The organism is Candidatus Bathyarchaeota archaeon (assembly GCA_023131225.1).
GTDB lineage: Archaea > Thermoproteota > Bathyarchaeia > Bathyarchaeales > SOJC01 > JAGLZW01.
The window spans coordinates 1-18,660 of the sequence record JAGLZW010000009.1 but is presented as its reverse complement, the minus strand read 5'-3'; the positions used below and the strand labels follow the sequence as shown (position 1 = coordinate 18,660).

At 37.9% G+C, this 18,660-nt stretch carries 20 protein-coding genes; 4 read left to right on the top strand and 16 right to left on the bottom strand.

Annotated elements, in window-relative coordinates; translation table 11 throughout:
- Positions 1-138 precede the first annotated feature (138 nt).
- The 7 genes from KAU88_02575 to KAU88_02545 all read right to left on the bottom strand — a co-directional run bounded on the left by KAU88_02575 (position 139) and on the right by KAU88_02545 (position 3,150).
- On the bottom strand, positions 139-429 hold the full coding sequence (locus KAU88_02575) for an ArsR family transcriptional regulator (GenBank protein MCK4477397.1): 291 nt from the start codon (positions 427-429) through the stop codon (positions 139-141).
- A gap of 80 nt (positions 430-509) precedes the next feature.
- Positions 510-695, bottom strand: coding sequence for a hypothetical protein (locus KAU88_02570; protein MCK4477396.1), 186 nt, complete (start codon positions 693-695; stop codon positions 510-512).
- 191 nt (positions 696-886) lie between these two features.
- Positions 887-1,390 (bottom strand): hydrogenase 3 maturation endopeptidase HyCI, encoded by a 504-nt coding sequence (locus tag KAU88_02565; protein ID MCK4477395.1) that lies wholly within the window; start codon positions 1,388-1,390, stop codon positions 887-889.
- Positions 1,391-1,407: 17 nt separating this feature from the next.
- Positions 1,408-1,704 (bottom strand): Rpp14/Pop5 family protein, encoded by a 297-nt coding sequence (locus KAU88_02560; protein ID MCK4477394.1) that lies wholly within the window; start codon positions 1,702-1,704, stop codon positions 1,408-1,410.
- Positions 1,705-1,715: 11 nt separating this feature from the next.
- Complete coding sequence (locus tag KAU88_02555) at positions 1,716-2,453, bottom strand: hypothetical protein (GenBank protein ID MCK4477393.1); 738 nt, start codon at positions 2,451-2,453, stop codon at positions 1,716-1,718.
- Complete coding sequence (locus tag KAU88_02550) at positions 2,450-2,881, bottom strand: hypothetical protein (GenBank protein ID MCK4477392.1); 432 nt, start codon at positions 2,879-2,881, stop codon at positions 2,450-2,452. Before KAU88_02550 ends, KAU88_02555 begins: the two co-directional genes overlap by 4 nt.
- Before the next feature lie 23 nt (positions 2,882-2,904).
- The gene (locus KAU88_02545) at positions 2,905-3,150 is read right to left on the bottom strand and encodes a ribosomal protein L13e (protein MCK4477391.1); all 246 of its coding nucleotides are present in this window, start codon (positions 3,148-3,150) and stop codon (positions 2,905-2,907) included.
- A 1,107-nt stretch (positions 3,151-4,257) separates the two neighbouring features.
- Here KAU88_02545 and KAU88_02540 point away from each other — a divergent pair.
- A complete protein-coding gene (locus KAU88_02540) occupies positions 4,258-4,575 on the top strand; it encodes a hypothetical protein (GenBank protein ID MCK4477390.1) in 318 nt (105 codons plus the stop codon).
- A 340-nt stretch (positions 4,576-4,915) separates the two neighbouring features.
- On the opposite strand, the gene KAU88_02535 is transcribed toward KAU88_02540, so the two are convergent.
- The gene (locus KAU88_02535) at positions 4,916-5,521 is read right to left on the bottom strand and encodes a site-specific DNA-methyltransferase (GenBank protein MCK4477389.1); all 606 of its coding nucleotides are present in this window, start codon (positions 5,519-5,521) and stop codon (positions 4,916-4,918) included.
- Between the two features lie 293 nt (positions 5,522-5,814).
- Between KAU88_02535 and KAU88_02530 the strand changes: the two genes are divergently transcribed.
- The 3 genes from KAU88_02530 to KAU88_02520 are packed head-to-tail and all read left to right on the top strand — an operon-like array spanning position 5,815 to position 9,035.
- Positions 5,815-6,849, top strand: a complete 1,035-nt coding sequence (locus KAU88_02530) for an SIR2 family protein (GenBank protein MCK4477388.1) — start codon at positions 5,815-5,817, stop codon at positions 6,847-6,849.
- Between the two features lie 38 nt (positions 6,850-6,887).
- Positions 6,888-7,889 carry a hypothetical protein gene (locus tag KAU88_02525; GenBank protein ID MCK4477387.1) on the top strand — a complete coding sequence of 334 codons (1,002 nt, stop codon included), beginning with the start codon at positions 6,888-6,890 and terminating at the stop codon, positions 7,887-7,889.
- Positions 7,890-7,892: 3 nt separating this feature from the next.
- Positions 7,893-9,035 (top strand): hypothetical protein, encoded by a 1,143-nt coding sequence (locus KAU88_02520; GenBank protein MCK4477386.1) that lies wholly within the window; start codon positions 7,893-7,895, stop codon positions 9,033-9,035.
- A gap of 181 nt (positions 9,036-9,216) precedes the next feature.
- Here the strand turns inward: KAU88_02520 and KAU88_02515 are convergent, their stop codons facing one another.
- The 8 genes from KAU88_02515 to acs all read right to left on the bottom strand — a co-directional run.
- Complete coding sequence (locus tag KAU88_02515) at positions 9,217-10,020, bottom strand: DNA adenine methylase (protein ID MCK4477385.1); 804 nt, start codon at positions 10,018-10,020, stop codon at positions 9,217-9,219.
- 54 nt (positions 10,021-10,074) lie between these two features.
- Complete coding sequence (locus KAU88_02510; protein ID MCK4477384.1) at positions 10,075-10,989, bottom strand: hypothetical protein; 915 nt, start codon at positions 10,987-10,989, stop codon at positions 10,075-10,077.
- A gap of 10 nt (positions 10,990-10,999) precedes the next feature.
- Complete coding sequence (locus tag KAU88_02505; GenBank protein MCK4477383.1) at positions 11,000-13,150, bottom strand: AAA family ATPase; 2,151 nt, start codon at positions 13,148-13,150, stop codon at positions 11,000-11,002.
- Positions 13,137-13,292: a hypothetical protein gene (locus tag KAU88_02500; protein MCK4477382.1), complete on the bottom strand. Its 156-nt coding sequence runs from the start codon at positions 13,290-13,292 to the stop codon at positions 13,137-13,139. Before KAU88_02500 ends, KAU88_02505 begins: the two co-directional genes overlap by 14 nt.
- Positions 13,293-13,296: 4 nt before the next feature.
- Positions 13,297-14,865 (bottom strand): ATP-binding protein, encoded by a 1,569-nt coding sequence (locus tag KAU88_02495; GenBank protein MCK4477381.1) that lies wholly within the window; start codon positions 14,863-14,865, stop codon positions 13,297-13,299.
- 3 nt (positions 14,866-14,868) lie between these two features.
- On the bottom strand, positions 14,869-15,927 hold the full coding sequence (locus tag KAU88_02490) for a DNA double-strand break repair nuclease NurA (GenBank protein MCK4477380.1): 1,059 nt from the start codon (positions 15,925-15,927) through the stop codon (positions 14,869-14,871).
- Between the two features lie 170 nt (positions 15,928-16,097).
- The gene (locus tag KAU88_02485; GenBank protein MCK4477379.1) at positions 16,098-16,388 is read right to left on the bottom strand and encodes a hypothetical protein; all 291 of its coding nucleotides are present in this window, start codon (positions 16,386-16,388) and stop codon (positions 16,098-16,100) included.
- Positions 16,389-16,803: 415 nt separating this feature from the next.
- A partial coding sequence (acs, locus tag KAU88_02480) for an acetate--CoA ligase (protein MCK4477378.1) occupies positions 16,804-18,660 on the bottom strand: 1,857 nt, incomplete at its 5' end.

Below are 18,660 nucleotides of genomic sequence, written 5' to 3'. Positions count from 1 at the left end.
TACATGTGAACCATTAGCTCTATTAAATCTTACGACATAACTTTACAGATTCTTAAGCTTCTTACTAAATTATTTGGAATTATTCCTTCTGATAGAAAAGAATAGTTAAGCGACATGGCAAAGAAAAGAGAAGAGGGTTTAGAGAATAGCTGGTAAGCGCCGTGATTCCTCTATTATCGGAAGGACTGTTTTGAGTTCACGGAAGTGCTTTAGGACTGTAATTCCTCGATGAGTTATGGCGTAGACTACGCGTTTTTTGCCGACTGTTCGTTCTTCGACAAGGTTTTGTTGGATTAAAAATTCTAGGTACTGCTTGAGGACGCTACAGTTGACATTAGCTTTGTACATAATATGAGTTAGTTTGAGAGGCCCACGTTGAGACAGAACTTTTAGGATATCTACGTACATTTCAAGTTTGGAGCGTCGCATGTTCAAACCTCTTTAACGTGTCTTCGGTGATTTGGATATAAATTATTTATGTATTCTAAATCAGTGTTTCTCTCCATTATCTAGCAGTATTCTGGCTTGACTTTGGTCAGCACAATTAACCTATTTTGTAATGCTGTGACTAGGTCATCACAGAGAATTTGCTGCATTTCTGTAGAAAGTGTCCGCATTTCTGCTTTTAGTGCCTGCTTGAGTTTGCTTTGTAGTTGTCTGCGTTTTTGGAGAGAAAATGGTTTTTCAATTTTCATTTTTGCCTTCTATTCCCCCATGGTTTTATAGGGTTTGACTAGTGAAGTTTGGATTTAACTGTCTTATGAAGAAAGAATTAGTATTGAGAATAATGAGTTACTGTCGTGTTTGAGCGATTCTTTGGTTTCTTTAGAGATTGTAGTATAAAATTGTTGAATTGGAAGGCATTGCTATGGATAGTAAGAAAGCCTCAAATTGTACTCAGGATTTCAGTCAAAGTTTTTTTCAACTTTCCAGCAGCCCTTTCAACTTTCCTGCTCAAGCCTTCACCGAAATCAGTTCTTTGAGGCTGTATAATTATTAAGGCGATTTTAGCACCTATCGCTTTTTTCAAGTATTCACAGAATATTTTAAGGGGAAGAGCGTGGGTTGAAATTGCCACTGAGGGTGAACTTGGTATTTTGCTTGATTCCACGAGCTTGGCTTCACCCGGCTCTAGCCCCAGTAAACCTGCGTCAATAACTAAAATGTGAGTAGGGTTAAACTTGGTTATTGGTTCTATAAAGCTTTCAGGTACGGTTTCACTTTCAATAAGCATCACGAGCCTAGAAACTTTATCTTTTAATCCTCTTACTATTTCAACACCAACGAAGTCGTCTCTGCGTAGTTCATTGCCAACGCCAACTACGACAATTTTCTCTGCATTCTTCACCCACTTCTTAACCGCGACTTTAAAGTCTGCAAATTTATTCATTGTTAACGACCTCTGCGCTAATGTTCAAACAACTTTCTTCGAAGCGCCTTCAGCGTTCCAGAAACCGCAACAACACGAATCACTGCGCGTTTTCTATTAATATCCGTAACAGAAGTAATAGCTGCTCTGACCATATTCAACGCCTTATGCGAGCATCTGACAATCACAATTCCTTTCTCGTTATCTCGTTTCACTAGAAACAAGGCAGTCTGACTGGCGCCAAATTCCCCAAAAAGCTGATACACCATGTCCCAAATTGCGTTCATCAAACTCTTCTCATCAATGGATTGGTCACTATCGGCTTTTAAAGCCAAATAACGTCTTCTTACGAATCGCAGTTTGTTCCTCTCCTAACCACACGCACGCCTCTTGCCACATAACTCGAGTCGAGTTTTTCTCTATTTCGTTTGACAATAGTTGAAGGTGTGACAGAAACTGCATTCAGAGCAGACACATTATCCATCCCAAACAATAAGGCAAGGTTTGCAAGATCGTTAGGTCCACGCAATTGAAGAGGATTGCATGCATTACTACTTATCACAATAGGGATACAATTTTTCTTGGCAATTGCCACTTCTTTTCTTAAAGAAGAGAGGAGACGCATCCGATAGAAGCCTGTTTCCTGAAGGAGTAACGCCATATCAATTTCAAAAGCAGCAACGCCTTGACAGGCTACTCTTGCCTCAGCTTGATCGAAAAATCGTTTGCGTGGGTTGCTGGACGGAAAAGCAAGCATATCAACTCGATGGTCCTTGGCCGCTTGCCTAGCAATCGATTTTGAAATGCAGTTTACACCTACTATCTGGAATCTTCGTCTAAACAATCTAAGGCTTTTCAATAGTGCATTGGAAGATTTCGGAGTCAAATCGATTCTTGTTGCGAAATCAACACCGTGACTCTTACAAGTTTTCCGCAAGAAGAGGATTGTATCCTGTTTTATTTTTGGAGGTAGAGAAATTGCCACTAGACTATAGCCTAGATCTGTTGCTTTGCATATTAGCTTCTCTATTTGTTCTCTCTTATCTAGAGGTGGTTGCAAGTGGAGGTCGGCAAATTGCTTCATGGCATTATCCCGAGTTCTCGACAGATTTCGATAATTTTCTTCTTTTTGAAGTGAATACGTATATGAATTGGGTCATCTTTCTGAAGCTCAAGTTTGCCTTCTAACGCAGCTTGTTTGTCAAGACGAAGATACAAGTTACCTCTCTCTACAAACAAGTTTGATTCCTTAAAAATTCTTTCTTTATCTTGTTTGCTAAGGCAAATGGAAAGTTTTTTAACAAAAGCCTCAATAATCTCTTTATCCTTTATCCGTGTTTTAAAAAGAACTATGCGATTGCCATAATAGCCCTTCAAAACTTTTTCCGTGAAAGTTACTTCTGTAATGTGATCCGCTGAAAACAAGCTCTGTGCTGCCTTTTTTACCTTCTCTGGGTCCTCGGTTGCATGAACCGAGAATCGAATATCTACATATGCTATAGGAAGCTTCAACTTATGCTCATCCGGTAACTGATTCAAGAGGTTTTTTCTTTTGCTTTTGAAGCATGTTTTTTGATAGTTTTGAAGCTTTGTAGTCGTTGTTTCGCGAGTTTCACATTTTCATCATACATCGTTCGTCTTCTTACATCAACCGGCAATCCAATGTGTAAAGCTTGGTTGAAATTAATGCCGGCTTTTTTTAGTTCTCCTCTGCTAAACCCTCTGCCCGTACGTTTTTTGCCACTTTTTTTACGAACAACTGAATACTTTCGTGAAGTCATTTTTAATCCCTAGAATTCTTTACGAGACTTTCATAAAAAATCTACGGTGAAGCTAATAAAACTATGTTTGCAGAATGTGAGCGAAAATTATGGCTCTGTGCACTAGAAAGAAACCAGAACTTAAGTAACTAAAAGTTGTGTACTAAGCTTGGTTGGGGAATTCAAGAACTCCCTTCTCCTTAAAGTGACTTTTTAACCACCTTCCCATCCCAACTAATGGCAAACGCATTGCACTTATCAAGCGCATGAGTATCTCAGCAATTCTAATTCATTCAAAATTTCTTTCTTGTCAAAACTGCTTGTTTTGTGGTTTGAGACTTCTGGCATGCTTTTATAGAAAATGCTAATGATCGAAATAGTTGGCGATTCACCAAGCTATCTAATAATATTGGAATTAGGGAATGTGGCATACTTTATTTCTAGCGTGAACAGTTTTGTCGCATCTTTTCACGGTTAGAGTGTTGTGTTGCTATAAGTTTCGACAAACTTCATACTAGTTTATATCCAAAACGGCAACACTTCTTGTCTTGCATAGAGGTTATTCAGAGAACATACGGTAATCTTGGAGAAGTTTTGGAAAACAGTAACTTTTAACTAAAAAACCTTCTAGTATTTTAGAAATATGATCCTTTGTGAAAGTTTTATATAGAACTTAATTATAGAACTAATTTCTACAAGGGGGTTGTGGAAGGCAGTAGCATCTCCTTTCTCCTTTCGTGCTTGTTTTGAATTAATGGCCAACCACAGCCACCATTTTTTGTCAAGCTCCGGGAATGATTTCACATCCATTGCATGCATGCATGATAGTTTTTTACAATTACATGGAGTCTTATCATTGCCTTTTCTTCTACACTTGTAAAAAATTGCGTCGTCGTCGCAAAAAAATGGGGGTTCGGAAGTTACTAGACATGCGCGTCAAGCATGGTTTGCTGTTTAACAGCATAGTGAGTATCTTATGAAATCTTATGATCCAGATATTCTTATGCATGACACCTTTTATCAAAGGATAAGAAATGCATTCCCATCAAAGACTTCAATAAAAGTACTAGATACATGCGCGCGCATAAGTATTTAATCGAGATATAATATTCTTTGGAGGGTTGATTTATGAAGATTTGGATAGGGCATTATTCAGGAAATCCAGAAGAATGGTTTGTAGTGTGGGCCAAGAATAAAGATGAAGCCTTTCACCAAATTGATCCGATCTCAGGAAAACCAGACATGGGGTCTTTGAAAGAACTTCATGCCCCAGGTTTTATGAGTTTCACTGTTCAGCTGAAAGGAAAACCTGAGGAGATGTTGTTCTTACCTCCAAAACAAGATGTGGAAGGAGGATACTGGCTGGTTTTCGGTGGTGGCTTGGGACAGGTTGAACATGGATTTGAAGAGCATATTCGCGCGCGATTGTTGTCTAGATCGGAATGATGTCATATCGTTTTTTGATGAAAATTTATGCAGAAGGCACAGCGTAATGCAGATGCTTCTATATGAAATTCAGAGCCATCCCGTTTTTCATAGGTCCAGAACAGACATAATCCACTTCTATCAACCTGTTCGCAGTGGGATCTTCTGAATTCACCAATGTTCTTTGCATCTAGTAGAAGATCGGCAAGTTCGCTATGATCCTTCAGCAGATGACTCATCAGGTTTTGGTTCAGTCGTTCTAAATTTGGAAAATTCGCATCTTTCTGACTTAATCGAATCCAGCCATTGTAGATTCGCTCCACTTCTTTGGGTTCAAATTTTAGCGTGATGACAATCTCGGCTAGCGTGTATCCTTTCTCCAAACGACGCATGCATGTCGGTTATTGAAAGGCAAAACATTTGTAATTTTCCAATCTGTCAGATACCATTTTCCTTCTGACCCTTCTTCCATGTCAACCTTGGAGTTTTCCCTTTTCTTTTTTGGAATTTCATTATAATTAAAATCACCATTCTGAAAAATTAGAATGGATTCTTGTAAGTTGTCAGGATAATAATACATGGGATTAGGATGTTGGATTTGAACACCACTTCTTTGACTTATCCTGATGTAACCTTCTGGCTTAATCCATATGATTTTGTCTCTGTATCTAAAATCTTCTTCAATGAAAATCTTCGTAATATCTGCAACTATTGCATATTTCTTCCCTTTAATTAGAGTATCATCACACACAAAACACGCAATTCTGCCTTCATCAAGAATTCCTTTTAGCTCCTTTGCTACTTTACGAATCAATGTTAGGAATTCCTCGTAACTCTCACATAGGTCTGGATAGTCAAAAGGAGCATTGAAGTATGGAGGACTTGTGGCAACAAGATGGATACTGTTTTCTTGGAGTTCACGCATATCCTCAGAATTGCCAAACATTATTCTGTTATTTGCCATCAAAGCATCCGCTATCTAAGTGTGATAAAACATATTTATGCTATGTCTCTCCTTTAGTATATTAATTCCTCCGCCAGGAGGACTTCTAATTTCATGATTCAATCAACAACCCCAAAAAAAAGAGAACCTTGTTCTCGGAATTCAGAGTGGCTGTGTTATGTGGCTGAGATCTATACAGAAAGATAAAGGGCCTCCATAGGCACCCCAAAAAACACAGAAATAGTGAAGAAAGATGCGAAAATTTCAAGTTAGCCAGGGATCAATTAATCTGTTAAGAAGATTAAGGGAGTCCTAGCTTGACCTTTAGAGTCCTAGTATTTCTTGGTGCAGGAGCTTCCGTTCCTTTTAATATTCCTGACTCTAAGCAACTAGCAGATCTTGTAGAGAGAGATTTGACTCACTATTCCAAGAGGATAAAAGACACTAGGCAGCATGCAAAGATGTACGGATTTAGAAATGATATAGAGACTATACTTTCTGTCTTGGAGTTTTGGACCAATCCCCGTAGAATGATATATGAGATGGGAGCGTTCTTTTCAGAGATAACAAAATACAATCTTGGGAGCCTAAAGCCGAATAAGAGAGACAAAAGAATCGCTCTAAGGATAAAGGAATATATCGTGCGAAGATGCTGTGTCAATGATGCAAGCACTACTGAGCTGATTTTCACTATATATGGAAAGTTCTTCAAGGACACAAGCAACTGTTTTGATCTTGGAAATTGTAATCCGGCTGGAAGAGATACTTGTCCACCACTCGACGTGTTTACCACTAATTACGACAACACGATTGAGGAATATTGTCGGAGGAATGGGTTGGCATTATATGATGGATACAGAGAAGAAACGAGGGGGAACTATCGCTTTGATCCATATTATTATGAACAGGCAAGCACAATCTTGCGTCTTTTCAAGCTTCATGGGACAATAACGTACGCTAAACTAGATAATGGTGATATTGATCGAGTTGCCTTTTATCCTCCCCGGGGGTCCTTAGTTATTGCAGGAAGACCTGCATTTCCTGATTTAATATATCCAGGAACATACAGTTATATTGCAAAAGAGCCACAGTTGGAATTGTTGTATCTTCTGAAAGAGAAACTCACTTTGTGCGATCTTTGTGTAGTTGTTGGCTATGAATTCGGAGATCCGAATGTATGGCAGATTTTCCTTGATGCTTATGAAAGAAACCGAGACATTAAGGTAATCCTAGTTTCACCAAATGCAAAGGGTATCGTCAGACGACGACACTTACCTTCAAGCAGTTTTATAGCTGTTCCAAAAAAATTTGAACAACTAGATGTCGATGCAGATATTAAGGCTGTGTTGTAATGAAAAAACGATCAGATACCGTATGTCAGTGGGGATCTGTGAGAAAAGTTAGATCCAAATCTCAAATCGTCAAACTAGTCCAATACAGTGTTACTCACTCAGGTAAGATCTTCTCTTCTCAAAACATCAGGACGCTTATTGAGAAAGATCGTGTAAAAAGAGAATCAATGCGACTTCTGATAACACAAATGGGACCAAGAAGAGCCCTCCGTCAACTAGGTGATACCAAAAGACGTTCTTATGCAAGTATGGCACGAGACACTGTAGCTTTCGCAAAAGGAGTTGGAATCTTCAAAGTTGTGAACGGAAAAATCCAATGTCCAGAACGAATCAGGAACATTAACTCCTTGATCGAGTCAGATTATCCTTCAGCAATCGACTCGCTGATAGAACTCATTCTTGCTTCAAGATATAAAGCATACTTTCTTTTCATCTCACATCTTCAGGAAATTGGTGGACACTTTCATATTCCAAGAAGGTTCAAGGGGAGAACTGGAATCAGCGGAATTAAAGACTATCTCATGGAGAATGAGTTTCAAACAGATGTTGCGTCGTTTTACACTATTAGAGACCTGTTGTATGATTTCAGCCTTTTGAATTGGAGAATGCAAAAGGATCGTGAACATTTGTGCTTAACTTGTGAGTTCGTTCCTGAGAAAGCAGAAAGTTCCGGAAACTATTGCAGGAATCTCAAGCTAAGAAACGGAAGTATTCTCTATGAGCGTAAGATCTCCACTAATTCTTTTGAAGACTCCCTAGTTAGAGCTTACAAGCTGTTGACAAGAAATTCTTGGGGAAATGTTGTGAATATTTTGGAGCTTCGAGATATAGTTGCGGAAGAACTAGGCATCAGCGATACTCAATTCAATAATGAATTGCTAGCTTTAGCAAAGGGAAGCCCAGAAGTGATTGTTGAGCTTAGTAGAGGTACTCTCTTCCTTGGTAGATCTAGTGGAGTCCTCATAAAGGGACTGAATCTTCCACAGATCAATGCAGAAATGTATGTAACATACGTAAGATTGCTAAAAAGGAGGAAATGATAAATGGAATTTGAATGGAGAAAACATGATTGGAGAAGGTATGATCTAAAAGACAATCCATTCACAGACCAGGCTTTTATCAACATATGGGCGAATGATAGAAGACTAAACGGACGTCTTTTTTGCGAAGAAATAGTTACCAAAGAAATGGGAAAACTCATGTCCTTGATAGTCAGAAAGCCAAACCTGATATTTGTATATTCTCCTCGTGTTGTCAAAGGAACTGGAAAATCTGCTTTAATGGCGGCAGCCTATTGGAAGCTCTATGATGCAAAGCAAAATGTGGTATGGGCAGAAGCTACAGGAGGCTATTCCACATCTCCGACTTTGGGACGAATAATAGACTCCATGGTTGCTGAAGGTGTTTTTGACAATATGAAAGAAGCGATTGGGGAAATATCCTATAGTAGAATTCGAGATATGCTAAAGGCTTCTTATCGAATTCCACTTCCAAGTTTAGTAGGAGCACTTGTCCGTATTCTTGAAATGGGTCCGGAAGATACAGCAAAGAAGTTTGCCAACATACGAAGATCTATTAGGGTCTCTTCGGCCACGGAAGTCTTTGGATATGTTGTTGCATTGATGGAGGCGTGTAAATTGGGAAGATTGATAGTCTTCATAGATCAATTTGAGGAATTCGTGCGGTCGCATAGAGGATACGCAGCTCTTGACAGGCTTGGCAATGACATTAACGATCTTTTCAGAGCTACATTGGGGAGGGCTTCACTAGTAGTTTCTATGCATCCAGAAGCATTTGAAATCTTCGGTAAGGCTGCTAGTGAGTACATTCCGGAGATTGTTCAGATCGGGGAGGAGAGAACAGTTACCTTAGGACCATTCGAATCAGATGATGCAATCAGACTAGCCGCTTACTATCTCGGCAAGTATAAAATCGAGGGAAGTGAGAAGCCAGAGTTATATCCGTTTGAGGAGAGCGTTCTCAGATACATTCATTTGAAGACCCAGAAAAACCCACGACCCTTTATTATATCTCTGCATAATGCACTCATTGAAGGAGCAATGGAGGAGCATGTATCAATTGATGAGAACTTCATTAAGGATACCACCAATCATCAAAGAGTTCTGATTGGAGCTGAAAACGAGTGGCAGGAATTCAAAGACGGAAAACTTGTATTGGAGCAGTGATTAGCCCTTAGGGTTAAAGCGTTTTGGAATCCTAGCATTAATGATCTTGGTTAGTAATCCAATAAAGGTAGACACAATGTGAAGAAAACGCTTTGGCGAGTATGCATGCACGCGCGCGAAGCTTATTGTAATTTAAAAATAAAAGCAAATTAAAACCGTCGTGCTATTAAACTTCTGCAGACTATAAATCTTTTATTTTGTAGTTTGTTATGAAGAGTTCTTTTCCCTTTACTGCTTTTTTCTTATTCAAGCCATTGTATAGCATTTCCCAGGGATAGGTGTATGCGAATGAAAATAAGCTCCTTATTAAGTCTGAATCATCACAAGTAATAAGCCACTTATGTTTGCATTTTTTGACGTTTTCTGCGAATTGTTTGTGGTCAAAAAATTTGTTTAAGTCCCCATTTCTTCCATATAATGGTGATTTTCTTGGTTTCCAATAAGGTGGATCTAAAAAAATGAAAACATCTTTTCCTTTCTCAAAGAGCAAACGCTCATAGCTTTCATTTGTTATCTTCACATTTTTTAAGAGGTTAGCTAAAGGTTGAAGACTTTCAATTCGTGAATAAGTGAATCGTTTCTCGAAAGATTCTGGAGAGTATCCTCCAGAGTCGACTGTGCCTGAGTAAGTGATTCTGTTTAAAATATAGAATCTTAGGGCTCGACCAAAAACCCCTTGAGTTTTGGCATGGGCCAATTTCTTATACAGACTTTTGCCATTCGTCCATCTGTTTTTTATTTCTTTAATTGCAGCGATTAGTTCGTCTGGGTTTTCCTTAAGGGAAATCCATAAAGAAGAAACGTCATTATTTAAATCATTAATTCTACAAAATAAATTTGGGTTTTGTTGTTTTAAAGCCACAAAAACGGAGCCTCCACCAAGAAACGGTTCTCGATATTCAGAAAAGCCATTTGGAATATGAGGTAATATTTTTTTTAATGCTTTGGCCTTTCCACCTGGATATCTTAACGGGGTTTTTACAATTGCCATAATTGTTTGTTAATTTAGTATTTGAACATTTAAAAAGTTGTTTGGCGGCTATCCTATCTTTGCCCATTTAGCTTTTGATGCTAGTGAGTCAAGTAAATTGTCTTTTAATAATGAGTCATAAATTGGCATTGAGAAAATATGTTCTTTCATATCAAAAAGATAGATACTCTCTTTGTTTGAAATATCGTTGCAGTATTCGACTATCACATCCACTGAATTTGAATCAATTTCCCCTTTGAAAATTTTCCAGAAGAGGTAACTGAGTTTTTCTGTAGAAAATTCGGAGTTCTCGTATAGATTTAGAAAATATTGATAATTTCCTTTGTATTCGTAGATTCCTCTTGTTTTTTGTACCATCAGGTTATTGTGCCTGAATATGCTACTAGCAACATGTTCGTTTCCTTTCTTATTAAAGAACGATTCCTTCGATTTTTTTATTTGATTTTGGCTGTATAGTAAGTCATACGATTTTTCCAGAATTTCTTTCCATTTGTTCTTAACCATTTCACTTTTTTTTAGATCGGCCAAAGAGTTCTCTGAAAAAGCTCTGGCTGAAACCATAGCCAAAAGAATTGTCTTTTCTTTATCATCCAAATCGTTTTTAAATTTGGAGCCGGGAGGCTTACCTGTAAAATATTTAGTATTAATATACGATAGTAATTTGTCCTCATTTATTATGTCCAAATCTTGCTCATTTTCCCAAACGCCCTTAGCTGTTACAACATAAGTGTTGATGTTGCTCAGGACCTGAATGTAACCTTTTGATAATAGAGACATAAGAATTTCATTTGGAATTAAACTTGAATGAATTGTCGAGTTTTTTAGCAACTTAAATCTTGATGCGCTTCGACTTTCTAGAAATGACACCAAGACAGATTTACTTTTTAGACTTCTTTCTCTTCGAATATTATCTCTCAACGTATTGTAAAAATCTTTTAGGTATCTTTTTTCTTCAGAATTCATCTAAATTCCTCTAAACTAATTCTTTAACTGCAGGTTCGTTACTTCGTTGAACCAGAATTCCTAACAGAAGCTTATTGGATTTGTAGAGTTCTCGCAATCTTGAATAAATTGGTTTAAGAGATTCATCATCCATCATCGCAATCTCATCAAAAAGAGCTATTATCTTCCTATTATCATCTTTTACATTAAGTAAACTGAGAATATACGCACTTTGACTTTGCCCAGTACCCATATCACCAATGTAAATTATCTCTTCGCTGTCTGTTAATATCTTTCCTGAAATAAGATCAACTACTTTTGCTTTGTAAATCTTGTCAATATGTCTGAAGGCGCCAATTCTGTGAGCGAGATATTTAGAAACTTCATCATAATACCTCAACTCCTCCGTCTTTAATTTTTGCTCCACTTTTATCTTCTTATTTATCAAGTTCTTTAGGTTAATGTTATGACTAGACAGAATTTTTTGGCTAATAGCATCAGTCTTTCGGAGAAGACTACCTATTACCTCGACTTGTTTCTCAAATTTATGCGGTTTTTGGTTCTCTAAATGTTTGACGTTCTTTCTATACTGGGTTATTACTACTTCACGACCTGACAATTCTCCCCTTTTTTCAATAATGTCGTCTTGTAGTTTTTTGATTTGTTCTAAGACCTGTTTTTCACTTAGTGATAAATATTGATTGATTTTACTATTTCTGGGTATCTCCTTAACGCACTCTCTGTATGTCATGTTTTCAAGTTGCAGTTGATTAATACCTTTAGAAATACTTCGTTGAAAATACTCATTACACTTAATTGCATATAACTCCAGATCATTTTTCATATCTTTTAATTGACGATTGTTTTCATCGAAGGCATCAATGGTTTCTTCACAAAATTCTTCACTTACATCTGATTCTAGTTTCAACGCCATTTCAATTTTTTGTAACTCCCCGACAGTTAGTTTCAGATTTTTAAGGTCCCCAATAATTTTATTCAGAGTATCATATTTCGTAATCAGAATAGAACTAGTATTACTTTCTTTTTTCAATATACGAACTAATTCCCCAATCGTAACTTCCAATTCAGGAATCCTCAGCATAGAATCCTCAAATTCGCTCAAAGCCTCGAATAATTGCGCCATTATCTTAGCATCTATAAACGATCGATCTTTTTTCAGTACCTCAATTTCTTTAGAAAATATATCTTGAAAGTGCGTAGCTTCGATTTTCACAGTGTTAAGTTCGTTACTTTCAGCACAATATGGGTTAACATCCTTCCAAATATTAAATCGTGATCGTTCATTTTTTGGTAATGCATTTTTAATTAATGGAGTAACTTTTTTATAATATTCACTAAATTCTCTTCGGAGCCTAGCCAATTTTTTCCTGTTATTTGTTATACTCCTGGTTATTTTTTTGCCATCTCTTTTTATTTTACCAATTTCTCTTTCTAGTTTGTCGATTTTCCTTGTTAAGAATTCGCCTTCATTCGAATAGTGGTAGAAGTAATCAATATATGCATTCATTTCTAGCTGGTTCAAAAAAGCCTCTAATTCAGGCAGTTCTTTAGCTAATTCTCCCTTCTTTTTCTCTTCATCAGCAAGCTTTCTCCTAAGTTCTTCAAGACGTTTAGGATTCCTAGAACTATTTATTTCCGTAATAACATTATGCAAATAAAATCCAAAATTTTTGAAGCTATTCCCAAATTGAAGCTGTTCATCTTTTAGTTCTTTAAGTAACTCAGGTAGCCTTTCAGTTGGATTATTGGGTATATCATAAATTAGATTATATTTTCTTTGAAAATTCTCAAAACTCAAAGGTTTAAATTTTTTCCCGTCAACGCTTTCTTCCACAATAATTTCATTTCCATTAATGTCAGCTTTTTCTGATTTCAAGGTAAATTTTCCGTTTTTTGAAACAATTTTAAATGAAAACGTAATTTTTTGATGATTTAAATCTAATAGAGAATCTAATTTACTTTTCAAAATAAAGTTAATTCTTGAACTTTTCATACCGAAAAGCCCCAAAGCAATTATATTCAGGAGAGTACTTTTTCCAGATGAATTTGGGCCTTCAATTACGACAACATTCTCAAGTCTAGTTGGTATTTGCTCTGGATCGAACCTGATTGATTTACCTTGACCAAGATTTCTCTCGATAAGGTAGTCATATGTTATCATTTTTTATCCCCACAATTGTTTCGAGGAGTTTTCTCAGTAAATCCTCACCTTGATTACCCTCGGAAATTAGTCTTATCAGTACTTTTTCTATCTCATCGTCAGCAAGCGACTCTAGAAAACTTATAATAGAATACTGATCCAACTGTTCAAACTCCTTTTTCAAATACACCTGACAAAGCTAACGGAAATTTCACAACCCTAACTTGGGGTAAACCATGAATATTGGCTATCGCATATCCCTTACCAAGATTCTGAACTTCTTCATTTGTTACAGAAATCCCATAATCTTTTGCTGAAGACCTGTCAGATTTGAAAAAGAATTTAGTATTAATAACGTTTGACAACCCTCTTGGTATATCTGAAGGATTCTGTGACGAGAATATCACTCCAATTTCTTTACTTCGACCAGTACGGCATATTGTATCTAATTCACCAAGTGCTTCTCGCGAACTACCTGTATCATAAAATTGATGTACTTCGTCAATAATAATTAATATAGGAACTTTAGACCTTCCAGTACTTTTTTCTTCAACAATGTTTTTCAATAGGTGTCGTAAAATTACAGATCCAAATTGTATTCCTTTTTCTCCGGCAACATTTATGACAGACATCTTTCCTCGAACTAAAATATCTTGAGCGCTTATTGTTTCGGCTGTTTCATCATCAAAGAATTCTGTAGCATAATTCAAATTTCGCAAAATATTATGATAAGTACCCCAAGGTAAAGTTACTTGAAGTGGATCTCCTCGTGCATTAATCGTTTCATAACGATAATTGTCCTCAGAACCTAAGGCAAAATACCTTACAAAATCTCCGAAAGTAAACTCTCCATGGTTTGATTCAAGTCTTTTATGTTGCCAAGCTCTAAATATGTTTGGTAAATGTTGTGCTGCAATGTCTGAGAATCCAACTATAAGACCCGACAAAGCCTCAGGATCAATAAGACGGACATTGAGTGTAATGTTCTTGCATACATCCATATTTACTCCTTGACCGGGATCGATTATTTGGTTTGCAGGATAGTACACTGTAAAATTTTCGATTCCATGAGCAGTTTTTTGGATTGATTTCCATTCCTCTACCAAATTTGGGTTAGCAGTAATAGATGCTTTTTCCATTTTGAGGAAATCTACGTCCTTTACGTTTACTGCTAAGACGGCACCATAGTGTTCTAGTTCTTCAACGAAGTATTGAGCAAGATACTTGGATGCAACTGTTTTTCCACTCCCAGTTTTTCCACAAATTAATATCTGGTGATAGAAAAATTCAGTTGGAACCGAAACAATAATTGGAGTACCCTTCTCATCTCGAAGAATCTGATTCTTTCCACCTTGGACTGTTGCTACAAAAACTTGTGGACCAACCGATTTTAAACCTAGCACACTATCAATTTCACTTTGATTAGATCTTCTTGCTGGTAGTTGAGGTCTAATAAAATCAATAAGTCCGTCTTTTCTTTCTTTTATGTCCCCAACTCTTACGGCATGGATTACATTTTGACATTTCTGATCTTGTTTGAGAGGTGTCAAATCCATATCAACTAACATTGGTGTTGGGGAATAAGGTTCGTGTTGTTGGCTATCTACAACTCTCAAGATATGTTTATTCTCGCTTGATTCAACAGTAAGGAATGACCCTTTAGGTAAGATTCCATCCATTTTTGAAGAAGAAACGAGTTTTATTCTTCCTTTTTCTTCACCCAAAACTATCCACATATTCTACCACGCAAACCTTTCTTGATTCATAGTTGGAGTTATTCCTAGTTCTTTCATCATTTGTGGAAGATTTATCAATCTTAAAGTGGCTCGCGCATATTTTTCGGCAATTGCTATTGATCTAATCTGTGGGTTCTTCAGATCTCCTTGAGCAAGAAGCAGATAATACGCCAAATCAAACAAATCATTGATGCTATTGGCGAATTCTCTGAAGGTATTTAGGTCAATTTCGATTCTTTGTGGACTTGCATCAAATGCTTTCAAATAACAAAAGATCTTCGCGAAATCCCGATTTGTCTTATCAACGTATCTGAAGAGACTAGTTCGTTCTCCCTCTTTGAGAAAATTATAGGACCAATGCATATCGGAATTATAGCGATTTTTTAAATGTTTAATATTTTCTATAACTAAATTGCTATTACTGTTCTTAACAAAAAAAATTGGAGCGATTTTCTTCCTTAGTAATATATTATTTAAGTCAATTGTTTGTCTTGTCATTTGACTCCCCACGAGTGGACCGTCAATGAAAATAATCGAATTCTCTGGGACATTCTCGCTCAGTAATTTTTTCCGGTCATCAATGTAATCTCTTTTTGAATCTACTTCCGTGTTTTCTGAATATTTGACATATTTAGAGTCTTTAGATAGCAACAAAGACCTTGTGTAAAAATAGAAAGTTAACAGATCGACAGGAATAAAATCGTATTCTCCATGAACGATTATTGAATGGGAAGTGAGATACGCTGTTCCTTCCAATCCCTCAAATTTATTAACAGATTCGTCATAGGCGCAGATAAGAGAAGATTTGCAGATTTCTTCTCCCTTATTAGGATCAAGTTTACGTTTGCCGAAGTCTTCAACACCCGTTATTAATTCGCCATCTTGTGGGTAGCCATATTCACGGAAGTCTAACTCTTGATCTGTGGGTTTATTTGGCAACCTAATTTTCTTTCTTTTAAGCTCTGTTAGTGTTTCTTCAAAGGTTGGATGAAAGAGCAACCTACTGTTCTTTGAGACACTCATTCCAACGGGTTGCCTAGGAACACTAACGATCTTCGACACTCCCAACCACATATACTGTTTGAATCAATCTCTAATAGAGTTGGTGAATATTGAAAGTTTATTTAATTAACCAATAAACTACTACGCATTTAAAAGTATGTAATTTTAAATCAATATTGTTACTGCTTCAGATCGTTATTTGTGCGCGCATCAATGATATCCAAACCATTTTAAAAACCATTTAAAATTGTCACATTCATCTTTTGAGGGCATGCATGCAGCTGGATCTGTATTTTGGGAGAAAAATAGAGATCCCTAGAATATATTTGGGAAAACAGCAAACCTTTGAGACGCTGATTAATGCATGCCTTTGACTTATTTCCCTTGAACTCTGACCCTGCGTAGTTTTCTAGCTGCTTCCATACTTCTGAATCAAAGCTGATTCCTGACTTGTGAACCTTGCTTTGACTTTGAGGCTTCTTATTCTGCTTTTCTGCAGGCGTCTTATCTTTTTTCTTCATTGAGTCACTCCTCTATTCTGACCTAAGTACACCGATTAACCATGTAAATCTATGGTAAACTCAAAGTTGAGGCAACGGTTGCGCAATGGTTACCCAATCTTCTAGGTTAATGAGTTAGACCTAAATCAGGAAAGCAGCTCAAAACAGGCGTTTCAGCCTCTTTTTCAAGGTCGTAAAAAACTCAAAATCGCGACAACCTTTTTTCCATTGTTGTCTACGGTAAAATCAGGGTTTCCAGAGAAAAAGGGATTTTCACAGTTTTTTTACAACTATTTTTTACAATTTACCATGCTTTTCCATCATATACATGCATGCATGCGGTGTTCGTTGTTGTAAAAAAATTTTCTTTCCACAGAAAGAAGTTTAAATAATCGGAAATGGGGATAGCTGTGGAGCGTCCCCATTTGCACTGGAGCTAGGCTTGATATCCAATCTTTTGTTTTAGGTCTTCAACTGTTTGAGGGTTCATCAAAGTTGTTACATCGCCAACGGTCTCGCCTTTCACTAAGGCTTTCAGAATTCTCCGCATGATTTTTCCGCTTCGAGTCTTCGGCAACGCATCTGTTAACACTATTTTTGCAGGTTTCGCTGTAGGTCCTATTACTTTAACCACTTGTTGTATGAGTTCGTTTTCAAGTGCAGAAGAGGCTGTTACTCCCTGTTTTAGGACAACAAAGGCAACTGGAACTTCACCTTTTATGTCATGAGGCGCGGCGACTACTGCGCATTCTGCAACTGAGGTGTGTTGCGTCAGCGCGTTCTCCACTTCTGCAGTTGATAACCTGTGACCTGCGACTTTCATCACGTCGTCAACTCTGCCGGTTAAGCGTATGTTCCCTAGTTCGTCCCAAAATATTGCCCCGTCGCTTGTGTAATAGGTTTTATCGCTGTAGACACTCCAATATTGTGCTTTGTATCTTTCTGGGTCTTTGTAGACTCCTCTTAACATGCCGGGTGCGAAAGGACTTTTTTGAACGAGGTATCCGCCTTCGCCCATTTTGACTGGCTGTCCCGTTTCGTCTAGGATGTCGTGAGTTGTACCAGGGAAGCTTCTACCAGCGACTGTTGGGATGAACGGACCGATGCCTGGCAATGAATTTATGAGGGTTGCACCTGTTTCCGTCTGCCACCACGTGTCTATAACGGGGCATCTTTCACCACCTATATGCTTGAAATACCACATCCAAGCGTCTTGGTTGATCGGTTCGCCGACTGTGCCTAGAAGACGTAGGCTGCTGAGGTCGTGTTTCTTAGGCCATTCTTCGCCCCACCTCAGTATCATCCGTATGGCTGTTGGAGCCGTATAGAACACTGTGACACCATATTTTTCTACGATTTCCCACCATCTGTCGACTTCTGGGAAGTTTAATGCACCTTCATAAACTAGGATAGTTGCGCCGTTAAGTAATGGTCCATAACACGCGTAAGTATGTCCTGTAACCCAGCCTATGTCAGCGGTGCACCAGAATATGTCCTCGTCGTGGAGATCAAAGTCCCATTTAGCAGTCCAAAGGGCGACAGTCAAGTAGCCACCTGTGTGATGAACTATACCTTTTGGTTTTCCCGTGGTGCCGCTCGTGTAAAGGATAAAAAGTGTGTCTTCGCTGTCCATAGGTTCTGGTTCGCAGTAAAGCGAAGCCTTGGCCATCAACTCGTGCCACCAAAGATCTCTATCCTCGGTCATCTTGATTTCGTTTCCTGCGCGTTTAACGACGACAACTTGTTTGATTTTTGCGTCTTTGACGCCTATGTCTGCGTTGGCTTTTAGGTTAACAACTTTACCTCTTCTGAAGTAACCGTCTGCAGTAACCAAAACTTTTGCTTCCGCGTCCTTCATCCTATTTCCCAATGATTCGCCGCTGAAAGCTGAAAAGATGACGCTGTGGATCGCTCCTATGCGTGCGCAAGCTAGCATGGCGATTTGCACTTCTGGAATCATAGGTAAATAGATGCCTACGCGGTCGCCTTTCTTTACGCCTAAGCTTTTCAGTACATTAGCGAATTTGTTGACTTCGCGATAGAGGTCGTTATAAGTAAGCACTCGGGTGGGCTCGTTTATTGATTCTGGCTCCCAGATGATTGCTGCTTTATTTTTTCGCCATGTTTTGACGTGGCGGTCGAGGGCGTTGTAGGAAGCGTTGATTTTGCCATTGACAAACCATTTATAGTATGGTGGATTCCACTGGTATGTTTCAGTCCACGGTTGGAACCATTCTAGTCCTTCTTTTGCTCTTGCAGCCCAAAAGGCTACAGGGTCTTTTGCTGCTTCTTT